Source organism: Pseudomonas sp. MPR-R2A5 (genome assembly GCF_058793055.1).
Map to the genome: position 1 here is coordinate 1 of NZ_JBXAFK010000008.1, position 23625 is coordinate 23625.

The window sequence follows — 23625 nt, forward strand, 5'->3', positions numbered from 1 at the left end:
AAACTCACAGGCGCCGCGTTCATTCAGAAAACACGCGTTATCGTTGACGTTTTTCGCGAGCAAGCTCGCTCCTACAGGGGGCTGTTTTCCAAGTGATCGAGCAGTTGGGGGTCGAGGGGATCCAGCGGGCGACCGAGCATGGTTTCGGCCGCCTGCCAGAGTTGATCCAGCCCGCTGGCCAGTGCCTGTTTACCGGTAGCGCCCAGCAGCAGGTAGGACGCCCCCTGAAAGTCTTCGACCTTGAGCCGGAACGCCGCCAGTACCTGGTTGATCGCGGCGATCCGGCGCAGGCGTTCTCGGCGCCGGGGCAGTTCGTCGCCCAGGGGGTCGCTCCAGTGCAGGTCTTCGCCGAGCAGTCCGCAGAGTCCGCACATGGTTATCGCCCGCTCATGGCATCACGTCGCCGGAGTTTGGGCCCAGGGTCTGGCCGACGAACAGGTTGCCACCCGGTTCACTGGCCAGCAGCACGGCGGTGGGCGCCACTTCGTCCGCCAGGCCGAAGCGCCCCAAGGGCAGTTCCTTGGCCTTGGCGCGCTTCCAATCGTCGCTGATACCGCCCACTAACGGCGTCTCGATCGGGCCGGGAGCGATGGCGTTGACCAGCACATTGTCCTTGGCCACTTCCAGGGCCAGGGATTTGGTAAAGCCGATCACCCCGGCCTTGGCGGCGGCGTAGTGAGTCAGTTCGGCGCCGCCCTTGATGCCCAGTTGCGAGGCGACGTTGATGATCCGCCCCCAACGCTGCGCCAGCATATGCGGCAAGGCACGCTGGCTGGCGACGAACACGCTGGTGAGGTCAACGCGCAACATGTCGTTCCACATCTCGATCGAGAGATCGACGCAACGCGCCTGGGTGAGCATACCGGCGTTGTTGACCAGGATATCGATGCCGCCGAAGTGTTCGACACAACGGTCGACACTGGCCTGGGCGCCTTCGACAGTGCCGACATCGGCCAGGCATTCGAAGACCTCGGCACCGAGGTTGCGACAGGCGATGGCGGTTTCGGCAAGGCTGGCGGCATTACGGTCGGCCAGCAGCAGGCGTGCGCCTTCAGCCGCGTAGGCGCGGGCGATGGCGGCACCGATGCCGCTGCCGGCGCCGGTGATCACGGCGCGGCGATGGGTGAGTTGGGGCATAGGTAATTCTCCTGAATCAAACACAGTTTCAATGTGGGAGCTCCCACTACCTCTGTGGCGAGCGGGCTTGTCCCGCGTTGGGCCGCGAAGCGGCCCCAAAACCAGGCTCTGAGGCGTACCTGACACAGCGCAGGTGTCTTTGTCAGGGGCCGCTTCGCGGCCCAACGCGGGACAAGCCCGCTCGCCACAACAGCCCGATTGCCACAACAGCCCGCTCACCAGAACAGCCCGATTGCACAACAGCCTGCTCGCCACAAAAATTCGGTCGATTAATGAAAAGATTTAATCCTTATTTATGCTCGATCAGAGGGAGGCTTGCCCCCTCCCACCTTTGGATCGAGTACATCAGTCAGGCCAGCGCACAGTCAGGCCACCGTCGATGACGATGCTCTGTCCGGTCAGATAGCTCGACGCATCACTGGTCAAAAACTGCACCAGCGAGGCCACTTCATCCGCCCTCCCCACCCGACCCAACGGAATCGCGCGCGCCGCCTTGGCCAGGCCCTCCGGCCCCAGGGAGTTCTTCGCATCCAGCGACTGCGGCGTCTCGATCAACCCCGGAATCACCGCATTGCAACGAATGCCCAACGGCGCCAGCTCCACCGCCAGCGACCGGCACAACCCCGGCACACCGGCCTTGGCCGCCGCGTAATGGCTGTGCTCCTGCCAGCCATAGACGCCGCCGGCTATCGACGAAATCGCCACCAGCGCGCCGCCTTCCTTCATATGCCGCGTCGCCGCGCGAAAGGTGCGCATCACCCCCGTCAGGTCGACATTGAGCATCTCGTCCCACAGCGCATCCGTCATCTCCAACAGCGGTGCGCGACGCAGCAAGCCGGCGTTGGCGACCGCGTAGTCGAGGCGACCAAAATGCTGCACCGCCTGGGCGGCCAACGCGTCTACCGAGGCGCTATCGCCCACGTCCAGCGGCAGCATCAAGCATTCACCAGCGGCGTTTTCCACGAGGGACACCGTGGTGTGCGGGTCATGGGGGTCGGCCGGGTAATACCCACCCACCACCGCCACGCCGCAGCGCGCATAGGCCACCGCGAGGGCTTGGCCGATGCCGCTGGCGGCACCGGTAATCAAGGCAACTTTACGGCTCATCAATCACTCCTTACTGAACGGTTTCCGGGCGCACATGGCGCGCGGCAAACATCAGGACGCCAGACAAAAAGCACGGCACCGCACCGAACCACAGCGCGGCGGTCTGCCAATCGCTGCCGGCGGACAACACCTGGGTAGCGCCAAACCCGGCGACCACGGCACCAATCGGGCCCATCGCATGGATGATCGCGCCACCGGTGGCACGGATGCTGGTGGGGAAACTTTCACTGATAAAGAACAACGCCGCCGAGTACGGCCCGATCAGGAAGAACAGGCCCAGGCTGTACAGCCCGACCACCATCGCCATGTTGCTCGGGCCAAACAGCATCCCGGCAAACGACAGGCCGCCGAGCATCCAGCCCAGGCCGATCACGTTACGGCGGCCGATCTTGTCGCCCATCCAGCCGTGGCTGAGGTAGCCGCAGTAACCCACCAGGTTCGACAGCACCAGGATGATCAGCGAGTTCTCGAACGAGATGTGGTGCACGCTGACAATCACCGACGTGCCGAGCACGCTGAACACCTGGATCGCCGCCCAGTTGAGCAACAGCGCGGCGCCGATCACCAAGGTGGCGCGACGGGCCGGGCCACGGAATGCGGCCTTGAGGCCGGCCTTGCTGTGTTCGTCGTAATCCACGCCGTAGGTCACGGCGACATTCTGTGCCTCGCTCACCGCGCCACTTCTGCGCAACTCGCTGATGCGCTGGTGGATCTGGAACTGCGGGCTCTCCTTGAGCTTGCGCGCCATGATCGCAATCACCACCGCCGGGATCGCGGCGAAGATAAAGCAGCCCTGCCAACCGATAACCGGCAGCAACAGCGCGGTCAAACCTGCGGCGATCAGTGCACCGACCGGCCAGCCGCCCTGCACCAGGCTGTAGATGAAGCCGCGGCGCTTGGTCAGTCGCGGGTCTTCTGACGCGCCATACAGCTCGGTCAAATAGGTGGCGTTGACGGTTTCCTCGGCATACCCCAGGCCGCCCAGCGAACGGATCAGGATCAGCGGCGACTTGCCCCATGCCCCACCGATGGCGGTCAGCGCCGAGCAGAGCGCGGAGCCGGCCACGGTGAAGATGATGCCTTTGCGGCGCCCCAGCTTGTCGACGATTGGCCCGATGGCCAGGGCGACCACGGCGGTCCCCACCGCCACCCAGGTCGCGATTTCAGCTTGTTCCACCTCACCCCAGCCAAAATGCCGGCCGATTTCCGGCAGCAAGGTGCCGAACAGGATGAAGTCGTACACCGCAAACACCCAGGCGAAAAACGCGATCCAGGTGGCGAAGCGCACTTCCTGAGACGTCAGTTGCCGGGGTTTCCAGCCAGTCAGGTCAAGCTTGTTGTAGATGGACATAATCGCGCCTCGGGAGATGGAGTGGGCTTTCTGTAGGAGCGTGCTTGCTCGCGAAAATCGTCAACGATGACGCGGGCATCCTGAATGCACGCAGTGCTCTCAGGCTTTTCGCGAGCAAGCTCGCTCCTACAGGGTTGGGGTCAGGTACGCGGTTGGCGGCGGATAAAGTCGTCGGCGATTTCGTCGAAGGTGACGAAGCGCACGCCGGCATGGCTCTGGATGTGTTCGATCAAGCGCTCCAGCATCAACAGCACTTGCGGGCGGCCAGACACATCGGGGTGGATGGTCATGGTGAACACCGCGTATTCGTGTTCGCGGTAGACCCAGTCGAACTGGTCGCGCCACATTTCTTCGAGGTGACGCGGGTTGACGAAGCCGTGGCTGTTGGGGGCTTTCTTGATGAACATCATCGGCGGCAGGTCATCGAGGTACCAGTTGGCCGGGATCTCCACCAGGTCGGTTTCTTCGCCACGCACCAAGGGTTTCATCCAGGTGTCGGGGTGCTGGCTGTAGTCGATCTTGGTCCAGGTATCCCCCTTGCGCACGTAGTAGGGATGGAAGTCGTTGTGCATCAGGCTGTGGTCGTACTTGATGCCTTTTTTCAGCAGCAGCTCGTTGGTGACCTTGCTGAATTCCCACCACGGAGCGACGTAGCCGGTAGGGCGTTTGCCGGTGACCTGGGTGATCAGTTCGATGGACTTGTCCAGCACGATTTCTTCCTGCTCGGCGGTCATCGCGATCGGGTTTTCATGGCTGTAGCCGTGCACGCCGATTTCATGCCCGGCGTCGGCCACGGCTTTCATCTGCTCAGGGAAGGTTTCCATCGAATGGCCCGGGATAAACCAGGTGGTGCGCAGGCCGTAGCGTTCAAACAGTTTGAGCAGGCGTGGCGCGCCGATTTCGCCAGCGAACAGGCCACGGGAGATGTCGTCGGGCGAATCTTCGCCGCCGTAGGAACCGAGCCAGCCGGCGACGGCGTCAACGTCGACGCCAAATGCACAGAGGATGTCTTTAGCCATGGGGTGTCTCCTTAGATAGTCAGTTGGGATTCGACGGACAACGCCGCGCGCAACAGGCGTGCGTCTTCCCCCGCCGGGGCGCTGAGCAGCAACCCGGTGGGCAGGCCCTGGGCATCATGGCCGCTGGGCAAGGTCACGCCGGGCATGTCCAGCAAACTGCCGGGCATGGTCAGGCGCAGGGTGGCGAGGTTGGTGCTGACGAACAGGTCGTCATCGGCTTCCAGCGCTGCCAATGCCGGGGCGACATGGGCAACGGTGGGGGTGATCAGCAGGGCGCCGTCGAGGTCATCGATCAGTTGTTGTTGCAGGCGCTGACGGGCCTCGATCAGGTGGATCAACCGGCTGGCCGGCAGCGAACGCGCGGCTTCGAGGCGGCGGCGTACGCGCGGGTCGAGCTGTTCGGCGTCGGCGCTGTCGAGCAGGGTTTCATGCAGGGCGAAGGCTTCGAAGGCGCCAAGCCAGCCTTGCTGTTGGATCAGTGCCAAGGTGGCCTGGAAGGTGGCGCAGGGGCGCATCTCGACCAACGCGCCCTCGGCCTTCAAGCGTTCCACCCCGCGCAGCAGGTTATTGCGCACGGCAGGTTCAACGTCGGCCAGCAGGCCCTGTTCCAGTACAAAGCGCTGGCCCTTGAGGCTGCGGACGCGGTGGGTGGAAATGCGACCATGGAGCAGGTCGTCGATGACCAACGCATCGCGCACGCTGCGGGTCAACGGGCCCAGGCTGTCGAGGGTGTGCGCCAGGGGGAACACCCCGTCGCGGCTGTAGCGTCGGCTGCTGCTGCGGTACCCCACCAGGCCGTTGAGGGCCGCGGGGATGCGGATGGAACCCGCCGTGTCGGTGCCCATGGCGATCGGCACGATGCCGGCGGCGACAGCCACCGCCGACCCCGAAGACGAGCCACCGGGAATACGCGGCTGATCCCGCCCATGGGGGTTATGCGGGGTGCCGAAATGCGGGTTCAGGCCGAGCCCGGAATAGGCCAGCTCACTGAGGTTGGTCTTGCCCACGCTGACCATGCCGGCGCGGCACAGCAGGCCCACGCTCGGCGCATCGAGCAAAGCGGCCGGCGCATGACGCCGGTACGCAGCACCGGCGGTGGTGATGCTGCCGGCCACGTCGAACAGGTCTTTCCAGGCCAGGGGCACGCCGTCGAATACACTCAAGGGCTGGCCGGCACGCCAGCGCGCGGCGGCGGCTTCGGCTTCGCGACGGGCACGTTCGGCGGTCAGGCAGATAAACACAGCCGCCGACTGGCTCGCTTGATCGAGTGCCTGTTCGAGCGCTTGCACCGGGTCGCTGCGACCGCTGGCGAAATCCTCGGCCAGTGAAGTGGCGTCTGACATCAGCATGAACCTCATAAACGTACATATTAATAAAATGTACATTTTACAAAGGCAGCTTTCGTGCCAGTCTGTGCGTGCGTGAGCGAGAGCGATTCGGTTTTTTCGTCCAGAGCTGCGGTATAGATGCTTTCGACACGGCAAAAAAAAGGGTTCACCTTTTAGGCGCGAACCCTTAACCCAATAACGTATATTTTATTAATAAGTACATTTTGGTGCAAAAAGTAACATTCCTACAGGCAAGGCCCCAAAAAAGTGCCCTTGATGTGGCGCAGAGTGACAGACCCATCTATGAGAGAATCCCCGGCCATCGTCCTACACGCCCTTGAGAAATCGATGAAAGCAGTGTCCGCCTCGGCCTCCCGGTACGCCATGATTCACCAGGTGTTGCGTGATGCAATCGTCAATGGCACCGCCCGTCATGGCCTGGTGCTGCTGGAAGCGCCGCTGGCCGAATTGTTCGGCACCAGCCGCGTGCCCGTGCGCAAGGCGCTGGACCTGCTGCATGCCGAGGGGCTGATCTGCCGCTTCAATGGCCGAGGCTACCTGATCAACCCCGAGGGGCTGGACCTGGAGCCGCTGCGCCTGCCCCTGAGCCATGCGCACCTGGGCCTGAACGGCGACGATGAGTTGGTGGACACACGGCCGCTGGGCGAGCGCATCGTCGAGGAAATCGGCGCGGCACTCTCCACCTGCATCGCCTTCGGCCATTACCGCCTGGACGAACAGGCCGCCGCCGACCACTACGGCGTCAGCCGCGCAGTGGTGCGTGAAGCGCTGATGCGCCTGCGCGACCGTGGCCTGGTGGAAAAAGAGCCCTACTCGCAATGGCTGGCCGGGCCACTGACCGCCCGCGAAGTCACCGAAGACTACGAACTGCGCGCCTGCCTGGAACCCGAAGCCCTGCGCCAGAGCGCGCCCAACCTCGACCGCGAGGTGCTCGAAGCCATGTTGCAACGCGTGCTGGACGCTCAGGACAGCCCGCAATGCAGCCTGGAAGCTATCGAGCAGATCGAAGAGGACCTGCACCAGCGCTGCCTCGCCGGCCTGCAAAACCGCAAGATCGCCGCGCTGATTCGCCAGGGCCAGAGCCCGATGATCATCAGCCGGATTTTCTATCGGTTGCTGGGGATCGGCGCGGATCCGGCAATGCTCGCCGAACATCGCTTGATTTTGGAGCTGCTGCTGCATGGCGCATTCGATGCGGCGGCGTTGAACCTGCGTGAGCATTTGCAACGGGCGCGGCAGCGGATGTTGCAGCGCTTGAAGGTGCTGTCGGTACTTCCCGAACAGCCACTCCCCGTCTACCTGCACAAAATCAGCTGACTCAACACGAACCCAATGTGGGAGGGGGCTTTCCCCCTCCCATTGACCAAGCCGCCGCAGTAATTTCATGCAATATGTTGCTATCTCGCCCCCGCCATTGAAACCACCACTGACCCGCCCCATCTAACCTGCATACTTACTTATGCAGGTGCCCCATGAGCGACCAGCAAGAATTGCCGGATATCGACCTCCAAGATTACGCCGACCCCGAAAACGCTGAATCCCATTCGACCAACACCGGCCTGGCGCTGCCTGGGCAAAACCTGCCGGACAAGGTCTACATCATCCCGATCCACAACCGCCCGTTCTTCCCCGCGCAAGTGCTGCCGGTGATCGTCAATGAAGAGCCGTGGGCCGAAACCCTGGAACTGGTGAGCAAATCCGATCACCACTCCCTGGCCCTGTTCTTCATGGACACCCCGCCGGAAGACCCACGGCACTTCGACACCTCCGCCCTGCCGCTGTACGGCACCCTGGTGAAGGTGCACCACGCCAGCCGTGAGAACGGCAAGTTGCAATTCGTCGCCCAGGGCCTGACCCGCGTGAGGATTCGCACCTGGCTCAAGCACCACCGCCCGCCGTATCTGGTGGAAGTCGAATACCCGCACCAGCCCACCGAGCCGACCGATGAGGTCAAGGCCTATGGCATGGCGCTGATCAATGCGATCAAGGAACTGTTGCCACTCAACCCGCTGTACAGCGAAGAGTTGAAGAACTACCTCAACCGCTTCAGCCCCAACGACCCGTCGCCGCTGACCGACTTCGCCGCCGCGCTGACCTCGGCCACCGGTAACGAGTTGCAGGAAGTGCTGGACTGCGTGCCCATGCTCAAGCGCATGGAAAAAGTGCTGCCGATGCTGCGCAAGGAAGTCGAAGTCGCGCGCCTGCAAAAGGAAATCTCCGCCGAGGTGAACCGCAAGATCGGCGAGCACCAGCGCGAGTTCTTCCTCAAGGAACAACTCAAGGTCATCCAGCAGGAACTGGGGCTGACCAAGGACGACCGCAGCGCGGACGTCGAACAATTCGAGCAACGGCTGGAAGGCAAGGTGCTGCCGGCCCAGGCGCAAAAGCGCATTGATGAAGAACTGAACAAACTGTCGATCCTCGAAACCGGTTCACCGGAGTACGCGGTCACACGCAACTACCTGGATTGGGCCACCTCGGTGCCGTGGGGCGTGTACGGCGAGGACAAGCTGGACCTGAAACACGCGCGCAAGGTGCTCGACAAGCACCACGCGGGGCTGGATGACATCAAGAGCCGTATCCTCGAGTTCCTCGCCGTGGGCGCCTACAAAGGCGAGGTCTCCGGCTCCATCGTGCTGCTGGTGGGCCCGCCGGGCGTGGGCAAGACCAGCGTGGGTAAATCCATCGCCGAGTCCCTGGGCCGGCCGTTCTATCGCTTCAGTGTCGGCGGCATGCGCGACGAGGCCGAGATCAAGGGCCATCGCCGCACCTACATCGGCGCCCTGCCGGGCAAGCTGGTGCAGGCGTTGAAAGACGTGGAAGTGATGAACCCGGTGATCATGCTCGACGAGATCGACAAGATGGGCCAAAGCTTCCAGGGCGACCCGGCCTCGGCGCTGCTGGAAACCCTCGACCCGGAGCAGAACGTCGAATTCCTCGACCATTACCTCGACCTGCGCCTGGACCTGTCCAAAGTGCTGTTCGTGTGTACCGCCAACACCCTGGACTCGATCCCCGGGCCGTTGCTGGACCGCATGGAAGTGATTCGCCTGTCGGGCTATATCACCGAAGAAAAAGTCGCCATCGCCAAGCGCCACCTGTGGCCCAAACAGCTGGAAAAAGCCGGCGTAGCGAAAACCAGCCTGTCCATCAGCGACGGCGCCCTGCGCGCCTTGATCGACGGTTATGCCCGCGAGGCCGGCGTGCGCCAGTTGGAGAAACAGCTGGGCAAACTGGTACGCAAGGCCGTGGTCAAGCTGCTGGATGAGCCAAACTCGGTGATCAAGATCGGCAACAAGGACCTGGAGGCCTCCTTGGGCATGCCGGTGTTCCGCAACGAGCAAGTGCTGTCCGGCACCGGCGTGATCACCGGCCTGGCCTGGACCAGCATGGGCGGCGCGACCCTGCCCATCGAGGCGACGCGCATCCACACGCTGAACCGCGGCTTCAAGCTCACCGGGCAGTTGGGTGATGTGATGAAGGAGTCCGCCGAAATCGCCTACAGCTACATCAGCTCCAACCTGAAGTCGTTTGGTGGCGACCCGAAATTCTTCGACGAAGCCTTCGTGCACCTGCACGTGCCGGAAGGTGCCACACCGAAGGACGGCCCAAGCGCTGGGGTAACCATGGCCAGTGCGCTGCTGTCGCTGGCGCGCAACCAGCCGCCGAAAAAAGGCGTGGCGATGACCGGTGAACTGACGCTGACCGGGCATGTGCTGCCGATTGGCGGGGTGCGCGAGAAGGTGATCGCGGCGCGGCGCCAGAAGATCCACGAGCTGATCCTGCCGGAGCCGAACCGTGGCAGTTTCGAGGAATTGCCGGAGTATCTGAAGGAAGGGATGACCGTGCACTTTGCCAAGCGTTTTGCGGATGTGGCGAAGGTGCTCTTCTGATAAACCTCTAGCCCCTGAGCTGGCCTCTGTGGCGAGCAGGCTTGCCCTGCGTTGGGCTGCGAAGCAGCCCCAAAACCAACGACCCCATTCTTTCAGGAAGAATGGGGTCTTTTTAAGAGGGGCTGCTTCGCAGCCCAACGCAGGGCAAGCCTGCTCGCCACAACAAGCGTGCCCACCACAACAAGCGTGCTCACCACAAAGGGCACTCTGCTGCCTCTTGTCACACCTTGTCTCATCTTCGGTTATGCTCGCCCTTCGTCGTGAATGAACGGAGCCCCCATGACTGCTGCCCGCCTGCTTCTCCCCTTGAGCCTTGCCCTGCTGGCCGCGTGCGCCAGTGCCCCCAAGCAAAACGTCACCGTGGAAGAACAGAGCGCCTGCCCGCTCCAGCTTAAACCTGGGCAAAACCTGATCCTCACCCTGCCGAGCAACCCCACTACTGGCTACCGCTGGGCAATCCAGGATTCGGCGGGTGGCGTGCTGCGTGCCCTGAGCCCCGAGGTCTACAACAGCAAAGAGTCCGGCGTGATCGGCGGTGGCGGCCAGTCCACCTGGCGCTTCCAGGCCTTTGCCACCGGCCAGGGACGTTTGCGCCTGACCTCCCAGCAACCCTGGGAACCGGAAGCCGAACCCGCCGAGACCTTCGACTGCGCCATCACGGTGAACTGATATGCCATGGCTGATTCTTGCGCTGATGGGAGCCGGTACCTTTATCTATGGCCTGAGCACCCACGCCACCCTGCTTTGCTTGCTGGTCAAGCCATTGCCGGTACTGGCGCTGCTGGGCTGGTTACATGATGCACCGCCGACCGACTACCGACGCTGGATCAGCCTTGGGCTGATTTTTTCCCTGGCCGGCGATGTGCTGCTGGCATGGCCGGGCGATCTCTTTATCTTCGGCCTCGGCGCGTTTCTGTTTGCCCACCTGGCATACCTCAAGGCGTATTTCAGCGACTGCCGCCGCCTGGCACTGCTGCCGCTGGTACTGGCACTCGCTGTGGGCGCGATCTTGTTGAGCATTCTGATTGCCCACGGCCTCGGTGATTTGCTGATACCCGTGGTGATTTACGCGCTGGTGATCAGCGCCATGCTCTGGCGTGCGCTGGCCCGGCTGGGCAGTGAGGTGCCGAAGCGCTCAGCCGCATTGGCGGCGGCAGGGGCCGCGTCGTTTGTGTTTTCCGACACCCTGATCGGTATCAATCGATTTGTGGTGTCATTCGAGGCCGCGCCCTATTTATTGATCGTGACTTACTGGCTGGGACAGTGGGGCATCACCGCATCGGCATTCACCCAGAAGCCGCGGTGGCCTTGATAGTCCGGGGCTGCTGCGCAGCCCGATGGGGGCGGTGCGACGATTCGACAAGCCCGCTCATTACCACAAATCAGACAACCCGCGCATCCGATGAGCAACTTGGCTAAAATGCCGGCCTTTCCCCCTCGTCGCCGGAACAACCGTGAGCAAAGAACCCGATCGCCTATTCGCCCAGCCCCTGCCCCAGGTGCCGGACTTCGCCTTTAACGAGGACGTGGTGCGGGTATTCCCCGACATGATCAAGCGTTCGGTGCCCGGTTACCCGACCATCGTCGAAAACCTCGGTGTACTTGCAGCGCAGTTTGCCCAGCCCCACAGCGTGCTCTACGACCTGGGTTCTTCGCTGGGCGCGGTGACCCAGGCCCTGCGTCGCCATGTGCGCACTGACGGCTGCCGGGTGATCGCGGTGGATAATTCGGCGGCGATGGTCGAGCGTTGCCGCGAATACCTCAATGGCCAGGACTCGATGTTCCAGGAGCTGCTGCCGGTGGAGGTGATCGAGGGCGATATCCTCGGGTTGCAATTCCAACCCGCCTCGGTGGTGGCCCTGAACTTCACCCTGCAATTCATCGCCCCCGAGCAGCGCCTGGCGTTGCTTGGGCGCATCCGCCAGGCACTGCTGCCGGGCGGTGCGTTGATCCTCTCGGAAAAGCTGCGTTTCAATGATCCTGAAGAGCACGCACTGCTCACCGACCTGCATATCGCGTTCAAGCGCGCCAACGGCTACAGCGAACTGGAAATCGCCCAGAAGCGCAGCGCCATCGAAAACGTCATGAAGCCCGACAGCCTTGAAGAACACCGCGAACGCCTGTTGGCGGCCGGGTTTTCGAAAGTCGTGCCGTGGTTCCAGTGTCTTAACTTTGCCTCGTTGATTGCCTTGCCATGATTGATTTGTCCCCCCTCGCCCGCCATCTGGTCGGCACTCCCTTGGCTGTCTGGGCCCAGGGCCTGCAAGCGCAGCTCGATAGCAAGATGGAAAAGGGCCATGGCGACCTGGAGCGCTGGCAGAGTGCACTGGATGCACTGCCGAAGATCCAGCCCACCGAGATCGACCTGCTCAATGGCCTGGTGTTGGACACCGCCTGCGACGACGCCACCCGCGCGCAAATGCACACCGCGCTGATGGGCCTGAGCCCGTGGCGCAAAGGCCCGTTTCATCTGTTCGGTGTGCATGTGGACACCGAATGGCGCTCGGACTGGAAATGGTCGCGCGTGGCGCCCCATCTGGACCTGAAAGGCAAGCGCATCCTCGATGTGGGCTGCGGCAACGGTTACTACATGTGGCGCATGCTCGGCGCAGGAGCCGACAGCGTGATCGGCGTCGACCCGAACTGGCTGTTCTTCTGCCAGTTCCAGGCCGTACAGCGTTACCTGTCCGAACCCAGGGCCTGGCACCTGCCATTCCCGTTCGAGGACCTGCCGGCGAACCTGGAAGGCTTCGACACGGTGTTTTCCATGGGGGTTTTCTATCACCGTCGCTCGCCGATCGAACACCTGCTGGCGCTGAAGGACACCTTGATCAAGGGCGGTGAACTGGTCCTGGAAACCTTGGTGGTGGAAGGCGATCAACAACAGGTGCTGGTACCGGAAGACCGTTATGCGCAGATGCGTAACGTGTGGTTCCTGCCGTCGGTGCCGGCGCTGATGCTGTGGTTGCGCCGGGCGGGGTTCAGTGATGTGCGCTGTGTGGATGTGAGCGTGACCACGGTGCAGGAACAGCGCGGGACGGCGTGGATGAAGTATCAGTCGTTGAGTGACTTCCTCGATCCCGAGGACCACAGCAAGACCATTGAAGGGCTGCCGGCACCGATGCGGGCGGTGATCATCGCCAAGAAGTAACCACTGATCTTCCTGGAACAACAGAAATCCAAATGTGGGAGGGGGCTTGCCCTCGATAGCAGTCGGTCAGCCAACACATCTATGGCTGATACACCGCTATCGGGGGCTTGCCCCCTTCCACATTGGATTTTCAGTGTTGGTTAGATTTGGGGCTTGGCCCGGCGGGCCTTGAAGAACTCGCTCAACACCGTGCCGCACTCCTCGGCCAGCACACCGCCTTCAAACAACACCCGATGATTGAGAAACCCTTGGGTAAAAAACTGCCCCTGGCTCTGCACAATTCCCGCCTTGGGCTCCAGCGCGCCGTACACCACCCGCGCAATCCGCGAATGCACGATCAGGCCGGCGCACATGCTGCAAGGTTCGAGGGTCACATACAGCGTGCTGCCGGGCAGGCGATAGTTGCTCACGGCCTGGGCGGCGGCGCGGATGGCGACCATTTCCGCATGGGCGCTGGGATCGTTGCCGCTGATCGGGCAGTTGAAACCGCGGCCGATGATTTCACCGTCTTGCACCAGCACCGCGCCCACCGGCACTTCGCCCAGCGCCGCGCCTTGGGCGGCCAGCGCCAGGGCTTCGCGCATGAAGTCCTGGTCGCGGCTGCGGTCGATGATCGCCGTGGGGCGAAACTGGCGCATCACACCACCTCGATCGCGGCCATCAGGCCGGTTTCCATGTGGTCGATCACGTGGCAATGGAACATCCACACCCCCGGGTTATCCGCCACCAACGCCACGCGGGCGCGTTCGTTCTTGCCCAGCAGGTAGGTGTCGGTGAAATACGGGATCACCTTGTGGCGGTTCGAGGCGATGACCTTGAAACTCATGCCGTGCAGGTGGATCGGGTGCTGGTACTGGGTCATGTTCTTCAATTCGAAAATGTAGCTCTTGCCCTTTTCCAGCTTGGCAATCGGGCGGTCGGCGCAGGTCTTGTCGGTGATGTCCCAGGCCTGGCCGTTGATTTGCCACAGGCTCGGCGGCTTGCCGTTGTCGACGTTGACCGACACCGAACCGACCCACTCGAAATTGAAGTTGAGTTTCTCCGCATTGGCCAGGTCGGGCTCGGCAATCGGGTTGGCCGGCAACGCCGGTGGCCACTCGGTGGGCGCGTCGGTGTTGGCGACTGAGCGGAAAGTGCCCAGGCGTACGGGTCCGTTACGGATCGACAGCTCCTCGCCCGCCGGCGGTGCCTTGATCGCCAGGCAGATGCGCATGCCCGGGCCCAGCCAGTATTCCTTGCCCAATGGGCGCGGCTCGATGGGGTTGCCATCCAGCGCGTAGATCTGCGCTTCGACGTCGGGGATGTTGATGCGGTAGGTCAGGGTGTTGTCGAGATTGAGCAAACGCACGCGGGTGATCTGCCCGGCCGGCAAGTCGATCACCGCCCGGGACACGCCATTGATGGTCGACAGGCGCCCCGCCGTACCGCCCCGCGCCGCCTCGCGTGGAATGCTGAAGGCGACAAACGCGCCCTCTTCGTCCACGTGCCAGCTTTTCAGGCTGAGGGTGCGCTCGTGCTTGAAACCCGTGGGTTCGCGCTCTTCAATGATCAGCGGGCCGACCAGGCCACGGCCGAGCTCTTCGCTGCTGTTCACATGGGGGTGGTACCAGTAGCTGCCGGCGTCCGGCACACGGAACTTGTAGTCGAAGTACTCGCCGGGCAGCACCGGCAATTGCGAGACGTAGGGTACGCCGTCCATTTCCAGCGGCAGGCGAATGCCGTGCCAGTGGATGGTGGTGGCGACCGGCAGGTGGTTGATAAAGCGCACTCGCAGCCACTCGCCCTGACGCACACGCAGTTCAGTACCCGGTGCTGACGGGCCGAAGGCCCAGGCTTGGGTTTTGTGCCCCGGCACCAGTTCCACATCGAGCGGCGCGGCGATCAGTTCGTAATCGTGCCCTGCTTCGGCTTCGGCGACCTTCCCCAGCCAGTAGCGGTAGGCGCCACCGGCACCGACGCCCACTACGGCCAGGCCTGCAAGACCACCCAGGATTTGTCGACGGGAAAAGGATCGGGACACAACAACCTCACGTATCTGCCGCAGGCGCAGGGCCTGCAAAGGGCAGATACGATACACCTGCAAAGGCTAAACAGTAAGACTTCTCATGTGGGAGGGGGCTTGCCCCCGATAGCGGTGGGTCAGGTACAGATTTGCTGACTGATACACCGCCATCGGGGGCAAGCCCCCTCCCACATTGGATCTTCGCTGTTTTTAGTGCTTGGCGGCCGCCAGGATCAGGGCTTTCATCTCGGCGACGGCGCCTTTGAAACCGACGAACAGCGCATGCGCCACCAGCGCATGGCCGATGTTCAGCTCGTTGATGCCCTTGATCGCGGCCACGGCTTCGACGTTGTGGTAGTGCAGGCCATGACCGGCGTTGACGATCAGGCCTTCAGTGAGGCCGCAGTTCACACCGTCAATGATGCGCTGCAGTTCATCCGCCACGTCGGTCGGTGTGGTGGCGTCGGCGTAACGGCCGGTGTGCAGTTCAATAGCCGGCGCGCCGACCCGACGGGAGGCTTCGATCTGGCGCTCATCGGCGTCGATGAACAATGACACTTCGCTGCCGATCTTCGACAGGCGCTCCACGGCGGCCTTGATCCGCGCTTCCTGGCCGGCCACGTCGAGGCCACCTTCGGTGGTCAGTTCCTGGCGGGTTTCCGGTACCAGGCAGATGTGCGCCGGGCGGATGCGTTCGGCGAACGCCATCATTTCCTCGGTGACGCCCATTTCGAAGTTCATGCGGGTTTGCAGCACGTCCTTGAGCAGCAACACGTCGCGCTCCTGGATGTGACGGCGGTCTTCGCGCAGGTGCACGGTGATGCCGTCGGCGCCCGCTTCTTCGGCGTCCAGCGCGGCCTTGACCGGGTCAGGGTAACGGGTGCCCCGGGCCTGGCGCAGGGTAGCGACGTGGTCGATGTTGACGCCAAGAAGAATGCGATTGCTGGTGGTCACGGAAGCGCTCCTGAAAAGGGAAAGAAACGGTGCACAGCATACACGGGGATGTCAGGGCTTTCGAAACAACTCGCGACTGACCAACGGCCGTCCACCCAGGTGGACCGCGAGGGCTTGGCGCATCAGGCGCTTGGCGGCGGACAAGGCGCCGGGGGCGCTCCAGTCGGCTTCGCTCATGGCCAGCAGTTCGGTGCCCTGGAACAGGCCCGGTTGCAACAGATACACGCGCTCCAGGCCGGCATCGACTTGCAGGCGGTACATGCCGTCGGCGGCGATAGGCTCGCCATGCAGGTCGTTGTTCAACTCGAAACCGTAGCCCAGGTCATCGAGCAGGCGCCATTCGAATGCCCGCAGCAATGGCTCCAGGGGGCGCCCCTCAGCCAGGGCCAGCAAGGTGGCAGCATAGTGATCGAAGACCGCCGGGTGCGGGTCTTCGGCGGGCAGCAGGCGGATCAGCAGCTCATTGAGGTAGAGGCCGCTGAACAGTGCATCGCCATTGAGCCAGGCTGAAGTGCCGACGCTTTCCAGGCGGCCGACGTTTTTCAACTCGCCCTTGCCACGAAACTCCACGTCCAACGCCACGAAGGGCCGTGCCAATGTGCCCGCCTTGCCCCGTGCGCTACGCAATACCGCACGCAGGCGACCTTGAGGCGTGAGGAAGTCCACCAGGGCGCTGGTCTCACGGTAGGCGCGGCTGTGCAGGACGTAGGCGAGTTGGCTGGGAGGTGGGGTTGAGGACATGGGGTTCTCACGGCTGACGGCAATCTTGAAAACAACATAAACCCAATGTGGGAGGGGGCCTGCCCCCGATGGCGGTGGTTCAGTCACTTATCTATCAACTGACCCACCGCTATCGGGGGCAAGCCCCCTCCCACACTTTCAGTCCTGCGGTGTACTCAAGACCTTACAGGTCGCCGTAACCCAGGGAGCGCAATGCGCGCTCATCATCGGACCAACCACCCTTCACCTTCACCCACAGGTTGAGCATGATCTTGGAATCGAACAGCAATTCCATGTCCTTGCGCGCTTCGGTACCGATACGCTTGATGCGCTCGCCCTTGTCGCCAATGATGATTTTCTTCTGGCCGTCACGCTCGACGAGGATCAGCGCATGGATATGCAAGGTCTTGCCCTGCTGCTTGAACTCTTCGATTTCAACGGTGATCTGGTAAGGCAGCTCTGCGCCCATTTGGCGCATGATTTTCTCGCGCACCAGTTCAGCGGCGAGGAAACGGCTGCTGCGGTCGGTGATCTGGTCTTCCGGGAAGAAGTGCTCGTTCTCCGGCAGGTAGCCGGCGATCACGCGTTCCAGGGCTTCGAGGTTATGCCCGTGCTGGGCCGAGATCGGCATGATCTGGGCATTGGGCAGTTGTTCCTGCAGCCAGGTCAGGTGCGGCATCAGTTCGGATTTGTCTTCGATACGGTCGGTCTTGTTCAGCGCGACGATCAATGGGCCGGTGACGTACTGCACGCGCTCGAGGACCATCTGGTCTTCGTCGGTCCACTTGGTGCGGTCGACCACGAAGATCACCACGTCGACGTCTTTCAACGCGGCCGAGGCGGTCTTGTTCATGTAGCGGTTCAGGGCCTTCTCGCCGCCTTTGTGCATACCTGGAGTGTCGACGTAGACCGCCTGCACGGCGCCTTCGGTCTTGATGCCCAGCATGTTGTGGCGAGTGGTCTGCGGCTTGCGCGAGGTGATCGCGAGCTTCTGGCCGAGGATGTGGTTCAGCAGCGTGGACTTGCCCACGTTGGGGCGGCCGACGATGGCAACATAGCCACAGCGTGTTGCGGTTGAATCAGTCATGGCCATTCTCCACGCCCAGGGCAATCAGTGCTGCGGCGGCCGCTACCTGTTCGGCAATACGACGGCTCACACCCTGACCTCGGCTTTTTTCATTCAGTAAGGTGATTTCACATTCCACGAAGAACACGCGGCAATGGGGCTCACCTTGGATATCCACCACTTCGTAACGTGGCAGTTCGCACCCGCGGGACTGCAGGAATTCCTGCAGGCGGGTCTTGGGATCTTTGTTGGTGTCGACCAGGGTAAGGCTTTCGATTTCCGACGTCAGCCAGGCCGTCACCCGCTCCTTGGCCGCTTCCATGCCAGCATCCAGGTAGATCGCACCGATCAACGCCTCAAGGGCGTCGGCCAGGATCGACTCACGACGGAAACCGCCGCTCTTCAACTCACCGGACCCCAGGCGCAGGTACTCGCCAAGGCCGAAACCACGGGCCAGCACGGCCAGGGTCTCGCCTTTAACCAGGCGCGCGCGCAGGCGCGACAGCTGGCCTTCACGGGCTTGGGGGAAGCGCTCGAACAGGGCTTCACCGGCGACGAAATTGAGGATGGCATCACCGAGGAATTCCAGGCGTTCGTTATTACGCCCTGCAAAGCTGCGGTGTGTGAGGGCAAGGACCATCAATTCCTGATCCTTGAAGGTGTAGCCGAGCAGACGCTCGAGACGACTTAAAGAAACGCTCACGGTTTACCCATATCTGTTTGGTGGCACCGGCGGCCATCGACGATTGACGCAGTGTTCAAATTCAAATCCTGGTTGATGCTGCATGAGGCCGGAAATGTCCAAGCCCCAGAAAAGCATTCGGCGCTGTGATCACAGCGCCGCCTGTCTTACTTGATCAGCCCGACCCGCGAGAAGTTCGGCAGGTGGCTGAGCTTGGGTTCCGGCCAACTCATCCAGACCGCGAAGGCCTTGCCGACGATATTCTGGTCGGGAACCATGCCCAGCAGATCCTTGGGAATCGTAGGGTCATCCCAGTAGCGGCTGTCATTGGAATTGTCGCGGTTGTCGCCCATCATGAAGTAGTGCCCGGCAGGCACTTTCCACTCGCCATCAGGCATTGCGCGGTAGCGGCTCATTTCCTTGCGGATTTCGTGCTCTACCGTACCGAGCTTTTCCCGGTACAGCTCGGCGCTGCCCAAGGTGTTCGGCTCGGTGCCGATCAATTTCTCCGCCACCGACTCGCCATTGACGAACAGGCGCTTGTCGCTGGTGTAGCGAATCACGTCACCCGGCAGGCCCACGACACGCTTGATGTAGTTGACGTTCGGATCGCTTGGGTAGCGGAACACCATCACGTCGCCGCGCTGCGGGTCACCGATCTCGATGACCTTCTTGTCTATCACCGGCAAGCGAATCCCGTAGGAAAACTTGTTCACCAGGATGAAGTCACCCACGTCCAGGGTCGGTTTCATCGACCCCGAAGGGATCTGAAACGGCTCCACCAGGAACGAGCGCAACACCAGCACGATGAACAGCACCGGGAAGAACGATTTGCCGTATTCAACCAGCAACGGTTCTTTGTTCAGCTTCTCGAGCACCACGACATCGGGCTGGCTGACGCTGCCCTGATAGGACGCGATAGCCGCCCGCCGACGCGGGGCGAAGAACACCAGATCGAGCAACGCCAGGAGACCGCAAACGGCAACGGCGATGACCAGCAACAGCGGGAAATTTAGCGACATAGGACCTAACTATCCAACCTGAGCACCGCAAGGAAGGCTTCTTGTGGAATTTCCACGTTGCCCACTTGCTTCATGCGTTTTTTACCGGCCTTTTGCTTCTCAAGCAGCTTGCGCTTACGGCTGACGTCGCCACCGTAGCATTTGGCCAGTACGTTCTTTCTGAGTGCCTTGACGGAAGTCCGCGCAATGATCTGCCCGCCAATGGCGGCCTGGATCGCGACGTCGAACATCTGGCGCGGAATCAGTTCTTTCATCTTCTCGGTCAACTGCCGACCTTTGTAGTGCGCGTTGTCCTTGTGCACGATCAGTGCCAGGGCATCGACCTTGTCGCCGTTGATCAGCACATCCAGTTTCACCAGATTAGCCGATTGGTAACGATCGAAATGGTAATCCAGCGAAGCATAGCCGCGACTGGTGGATTTGAGACGGTCGAAGAAGTCCAGGACCACTTCGTTCATCGGTAAATCGTAGGTCACTTGTACCTGGGTACCGAGGAACAGCATGTCGTGCTGTACGCCACGCTTTTCAATACACAGGGTAATGACGTTGCCCAGGTGTTCCTGCGGCACAAGAATATTGGCGCGCACGATCGGTTCGCGCATGTCTTCGATCGAAGACAGGTCTGGAAGCTTGGACGGGTTGTCGACGTAAATCGTTTCACCGTTTTTCAGCAGCAACTCAAAAATAACGGTTGGCGCGGTGGTGATCAGGTCCAGGTCGTATTCGCGCTCGAGGCGCTCCTGGATGATCTCCATGTGCAGCATGCCGAGGAAGCCGCAACGGAAGCCGAAACCCAGGGCGTCGGAGCTTTCCGGGGTGTACTGCAACGACGAATCGTTGAGGGTCAGCTTCTGCAGGGCTTCGCGGAAGTCCTCGAAGTCGTCGGAGCTGACCGGGAACAGGCCCGCGTAGACCTGCGGCTGGATGCGCTTGAAGCCTGGCAGCACGTCGACGTCAGGGGTGGAGCTCAAGGTCAGGGTGTCACCCACTGGGGCACCATGAATGTCCTTGATACCGGCGATGATGAAGCCCACTTCGCCGGCTTTCAGATCAACGGTGGCGGTGTGCTTGGGGTTGAATACACCGACGCTGTCCACCAGGTGGATCTTGCCGGTGGACTTGACCAGGATCTTGTCGCCCTTCTTCACACGGCCGTGGCGCACGCGTACCAGGGAGACAACCCCCAGGTAGTTGTCGAACCAGGAGTCGATGATCAACGCTTGCAGCGGATCTTCGATATTGCCGGTCGGCGCGGGAATGGTCTTGACCAGGCGCTCGAGCACTTCGTCGACGCCCAAGCCGGTCTTGGCGCTGCACTCGACGGCGTCAGTGGCGTCAATGCCGATGATTTTTTCGATTTCTTCCTTCACGCGGTCCGGATCGGCCTGGGGCAGGTCGATCTTGTTCAGCACCGGCATGACCTCCAGGCCCTGCTCGATGGCGGTGTAGCAGTTGGCCACGGACTGGGCTTCCACGCCCTGCCCCGCGTCCACCACCAGCAACGCGCCTTCGCAGGCCGCCAGGGACCGGCTGACTTCGTAGGTGAAGTCAACGTGGCCTGGGGTGTCAATGAAGTTCAGCTGGTACTTGATACCGTCTCGGGCGGTGTAGTAAAGGGTAACGCTGTGGGCCTTGATGGTGATCCCGCGCTCGCGTTCGAGGTCCATGGAGTCCAGAACCTGGGCTTCCATTTCACGCTCGGCAAGGCCGCCGCACATCTGGATGAATCGATCGGCCAGCGTCGACTTACCATGGTCAATGTGGGCGATGATGGAGAAATTGCGGATATGACTCAAATCACTCACGGATCAACACTCAAAAAGGCTGCAGGCAGATTGCCCGCTGAAAAATAGCCGGGAATTGTACCTGAAGCTCAGGCCAAACGTCATCTTTGCTGACCAGAACAAAAATGCCCCGGTCTTGCGAACGGGGCATTTTTTGTTCATAAGCGCAGCATCAACCGGCGCGCCGCAACAGCCAGAACCCGGCCAGGGCGCAAATGGCGGTCGGCACCAGCACCGCAAACAGCGGCGAGAAACCGAACACCAGGCTGGAAGGGCCGAGCAAATCCTGGGCGATGCGGAAGGTGAAGCCCACCAGCACACCCGTAAACACCCGCTGGCCCAGGGTTACGGAGCGCAATGGACCGAAGATGAACGAAATCGCCATCAGTACCAGCGCAGCGGTGACCACTGGCTGCAACACCTTGACCCAAAATGCCAGCCAGTAACGGCCATTGTTCAGGCCCTGGTCCTTGAGGTAGTGGATATAGCCCCACAGCCCGGAGATCGGCAGGCTTTCCGGGATCATCACCACGGTATTGAGCAGTTCCGGCTTCAGGGCGATGTCCCACTGTTCGGACGGCACATTGATCATTTCCGTGGTGGCCTTGGTGCCCTGGCCGACATTGCGGAAATAGGTAGTGGTGACGTCGGTCAGTTGCCATTGTTCATTGGCGAACTGGGCGCGCTTGGCAAAGCTGGACGACAGGATGTGGCGTTCCTTGTCGAAGGTGTAGCGCGTCACCCCGATCAGCAGCCCACCTGGCTGCACGGCGTTGATGTGGATGAACTCATCCCCCTGGCGGTGCCACAGGCCGTGTTTGGAGCTTTGCGCATCCCCCGACCCCTGGGCCAGGGCGCGATTGGCCTGGGCGGTGGTTTCGGCCGGTGGCGCCACGTATTCGCCGATCAGCACGCTGCAGAGCATCAGCAGCAGCATGGGCTTCATCACCGCCCAGACGATACGGCCGATGGAAACCCCGGCGGCGCGCATGATGGTCAGCTCGCTGTTGCTGGCCAGGCTGCCCAGGCCGATCAGGCAACCGATCAGCGCGGCCATGGGCATCATGTCGTAGAGGCGACGGGGCGCGGTAAGGGCCACGTAGCTCAGCACGTCCCATACGGTGTAGGTGTCGCTGACGTTGCCCACTTCATCGATGAAGGCGAACAACGACGCCAAGCCCAGAATGATGCCCAATACCGCCAGGATGGCGATCAGTACGCTGCTACCAATGTAGCGATCGAGCTTAGCCACGAGCCAACTCCTTCTGGCCACTACGGCTCTTCATTTTCAGGCGTATGGGTTCCCAATAGAGCAACCCCAGGCCGATCATCAGGAACATGCCGTGTACCCACCACAGGCCCAGGATCGGCGACAGCTTGCCTTTCTCCAGGGAGCCACGGGCGGAAATCAGGATGGTCAGGTAAGCCATGTACAGCAGGATCGCCGGCAACAGCTTGAGGAAGCGGCCCTGGCGCGGATTGACGCGAGACAGCGGCACGGCCATCAGGGTCACGATAAACACCAGCAGCGGCAGGGAAATGCGCCATTGCAGCTCGGCGATGGAGCGCAACTCCTTGCTGCCGAGCAATTCCTGCGTAGGAATGGCATCGCGATCGGTGACCTCGTCGCTGACATCCGGACGGGCGAGCATCACGCCATAGGTGTCGTACTTGATGGCACGGTAATCAGCCTGCCCCGGGCTGCCATCATAGCGATAGCCGTTTTCCAGGATCAGGTAGCGGCTGCCGTCGGGACGCACTTCCTGGCGGCCCGAATCGGCGACCAATACGGAAATGCCACGGTCTTTCTTGTCCTGCCCCAGGCGCTTCTCTGAAATGAACACGCCGCCGAGGTTGGCGCGGTTGTCGCTCAGGGTCTCGGTGTAGGTCACCCTGGAACCGTCATTGAGCGCCTGGAAACGGCCCGGTTCGAGGGTGTCGAACTCGGTCATGGCGTCCTGCTTGTTCAGCACCAGCTGGAATTGCATGGCGCCCTGGGGAGCCAGGCTCAGGCTCAACCAGGCCACGATCAGGGCGACACCGGCAGCGGGGATCATGGTCATGCCCAGCAGGCGTTGCTGGCTCATGCCGGTGGCCGAGAGCACGGTCATTTCGCTTTCGAGGTACAGACGGCCATAGGCCAGCAGGATGCCGAGAAACAGGCCCAGGGGCAGGATCAGTTGCAAAAAGCCCGGCAGGCGAAAGCCCATGATCAGGAACAGCGAGCCTGGGTCGAGGGCGCCGGAGGCAGCCTGGGCCAGGTATTTGACGAAACGACCACTCATGATGATGACCAGCAGCACCGCACTCACGGCACTCAGGGTCAACAGGACTTCGCGGGACAGATAACGGAAGACGATCAAACCAGACACTCCAGGGTTGTCAGGC

The 23625-nt window shown here is 61.9% G+C and carries 22 protein-coding genes; 6 read left to right on the forward strand and 16 right to left on the reverse strand.

All coding sequences use genetic code 11. The features are described 5' to 3' along the window. Positions 1-71: 71 nt before the first annotated feature. The 6 genes from AC1Q6I_RS08295 to AC1Q6I_RS08320 all read right to left on the reverse strand — a co-directional run bounded on the left by AC1Q6I_RS08295 (position 72) and on the right by AC1Q6I_RS08320 (position 5957). A complete protein-coding gene (locus tag AC1Q6I_RS08295; protein ID WP_024073638.1) occupies positions 72-374 on the reverse strand; it encodes a hypothetical protein in 303 nt (100 codons plus the stop codon). Positions 375-387: 13 nt separating this feature from the next. After that, positions 388-1137 carry an SDR family NAD(P)-dependent oxidoreductase gene (locus tag AC1Q6I_RS08300; protein ID WP_024073637.1) on the reverse strand — a complete coding sequence of 250 codons (750 nt, stop codon included), beginning with the start codon at positions 1135-1137 and terminating at the stop codon, positions 388-390. A gap of 345 nt (positions 1138-1482) precedes the next feature. Then, positions 1483-2244, reverse strand: a complete 762-nt coding sequence (locus AC1Q6I_RS08305) for an SDR family NAD(P)-dependent oxidoreductase (RefSeq protein ID WP_102625192.1) — start codon at positions 2242-2244, stop codon at positions 1483-1485. Positions 2245-2254: 10 nt separating this feature from the next. Next, complete coding sequence (locus AC1Q6I_RS08310) at positions 2255-3595, reverse strand: MFS transporter (protein WP_024073635.1); 1341 nt, start codon at positions 3593-3595, stop codon at positions 2255-2257. A gap of 140 nt (positions 3596-3735) precedes the next feature. Beyond that, on the reverse strand, positions 3736-4614 hold the full coding sequence (locus AC1Q6I_RS08315; protein ID WP_102625193.1) for a polysaccharide deacetylase family protein: 879 nt from the start codon (positions 4612-4614) through the stop codon (positions 3736-3738). An 11-nt stretch (positions 4615-4625) separates the two neighbouring features. Beyond that, a complete protein-coding gene (locus AC1Q6I_RS08320; protein WP_102625198.1) occupies positions 4626-5957 on the reverse strand; it encodes an amidase in 1332 nt (443 codons plus the stop codon). A gap of 333 nt (positions 5958-6290) precedes the next feature. Between AC1Q6I_RS08320 and AC1Q6I_RS08325 the strand changes: the two genes are divergently transcribed. From AC1Q6I_RS08325 to cmoB, 6 genes are all read left to right on the forward strand, one after another. Beyond that, positions 6291-7280: a GntR family transcriptional regulator gene (locus tag AC1Q6I_RS08325; RefSeq protein ID WP_024073633.1), complete on the forward strand. Its 990-nt coding sequence runs from the start codon at positions 6291-6293 to the stop codon at positions 7278-7280. A gap of 155 nt (positions 7281-7435) precedes the next feature. Next, positions 7436-9856, forward strand: coding sequence for an endopeptidase La (gene lon, locus AC1Q6I_RS08330; RefSeq protein ID WP_024073632.1), 2421 nt, complete (start codon positions 7436-7438; stop codon positions 9854-9856). Positions 9857-10135: 279 nt separating this feature from the next. Beyond that, the gene (locus tag AC1Q6I_RS08335) at positions 10136-10525 is read left to right on the forward strand and encodes a protease inhibitor I42 family protein (RefSeq protein ID WP_024073631.1); all 390 of its coding nucleotides are present in this window, start codon (positions 10136-10138) and stop codon (positions 10523-10525) included. Position 10526: 1 nt separating this feature from the next. After that, entirely contained in the window at positions 10527-11168 is a 642-nt protein-coding gene (locus AC1Q6I_RS08340; protein WP_024073630.1) for a lysoplasmalogenase, read from the forward strand. 142 nt (positions 11169-11310) lie between these two features. Beyond that, positions 11311-12054: a carboxy-S-adenosyl-L-methionine synthase CmoA gene (gene cmoA, locus AC1Q6I_RS08345; protein WP_069075318.1), complete on the forward strand. Its 744-nt coding sequence runs from the start codon at positions 11311-11313 to the stop codon at positions 12052-12054. Further along, the gene (gene cmoB / locus AC1Q6I_RS08350; RefSeq protein WP_024073628.1) at positions 12051-13007 is read left to right on the forward strand and encodes a tRNA 5-methoxyuridine(34)/uridine 5-oxyacetic acid(34) synthase CmoB; all 957 of its coding nucleotides are present in this window, start codon (positions 12051-12053) and stop codon (positions 13005-13007) included. The genes cmoA and cmoB overlap by 4 nt, the downstream gene beginning before the upstream one ends. A 140-nt stretch (positions 13008-13147) precedes the next feature. Here cmoB and tadA read toward each other — a convergent pair whose 3' ends face one another. The 10 genes from tadA to lptF form a co-directional block, all read right to left on the reverse strand. Beyond that, complete coding sequence (tadA, locus tag AC1Q6I_RS08355; protein WP_024073627.1) at positions 13148-13645, reverse strand: tRNA adenosine(34) deaminase TadA; 498 nt, start codon at positions 13643-13645, stop codon at positions 13148-13150. Next, the gene (locus tag AC1Q6I_RS08360; protein ID WP_102625199.1) at positions 13645-15027 is read right to left on the reverse strand and encodes a multicopper oxidase family protein; all 1383 of its coding nucleotides are present in this window, start codon (positions 15025-15027) and stop codon (positions 13645-13647) included. The genes tadA and AC1Q6I_RS08360 overlap by 1 nt, the downstream gene beginning before the upstream one ends. Positions 15028-15219: 192 nt before the next feature. Beyond that, entirely contained in the window at positions 15220-15963 is a 744-nt protein-coding gene (gene pdxJ / locus AC1Q6I_RS08365; protein ID WP_024073625.1) for a pyridoxine 5'-phosphate synthase, read from the reverse strand. A gap of 51 nt (positions 15964-16014) precedes the next feature. Next, entirely contained in the window at positions 16015-16704 is a 690-nt protein-coding gene (gene recO / locus AC1Q6I_RS08370) for a DNA repair protein RecO (RefSeq protein WP_024073624.1), read from the reverse strand. A gap of 163 nt (positions 16705-16867) precedes the next feature. Beyond that, positions 16868-17770, reverse strand: coding sequence for a GTPase Era (gene era / locus AC1Q6I_RS08375; RefSeq protein WP_024073623.1), 903 nt, complete (start codon positions 17768-17770; stop codon positions 16868-16870). After that, complete coding sequence (gene rnc, locus AC1Q6I_RS08380) at positions 17763-18452, reverse strand: ribonuclease III (protein WP_024073622.1); 690 nt, start codon at positions 18450-18452, stop codon at positions 17763-17765. Before rnc ends, era begins: the two co-directional genes overlap by 8 nt. Positions 18453-18598: 146 nt before the next feature. After that, positions 18599-19453: a signal peptidase I gene (gene lepB, locus AC1Q6I_RS08385; RefSeq protein WP_024073621.1), complete on the reverse strand. Its 855-nt coding sequence runs from the start codon at positions 19451-19453 to the stop codon at positions 18599-18601. 5 nt (positions 19454-19458) lie between these two features. Further along, complete coding sequence (lepA, locus tag AC1Q6I_RS08390; RefSeq protein WP_017526267.1) at positions 19459-21258, reverse strand: translation elongation factor 4; 1800 nt, start codon at positions 21256-21258, stop codon at positions 19459-19461. A gap of 151 nt (positions 21259-21409) precedes the next feature. Beyond that, the gene (lptG, locus tag AC1Q6I_RS08395; protein WP_102625194.1) at positions 21410-22489 is read right to left on the reverse strand and encodes an LPS export ABC transporter permease LptG; all 1080 of its coding nucleotides are present in this window, start codon (positions 22487-22489) and stop codon (positions 21410-21412) included. After that, a complete protein-coding gene (gene lptF / locus AC1Q6I_RS08400; RefSeq protein WP_024073619.1) occupies positions 22482-23600 on the reverse strand; it encodes an LPS export ABC transporter permease LptF in 1119 nt (372 codons plus the stop codon). The genes lptG and lptF overlap by 8 nt, the downstream gene beginning before the upstream one ends. Positions 23601-23625: the final 25 nt, after the last annotated feature.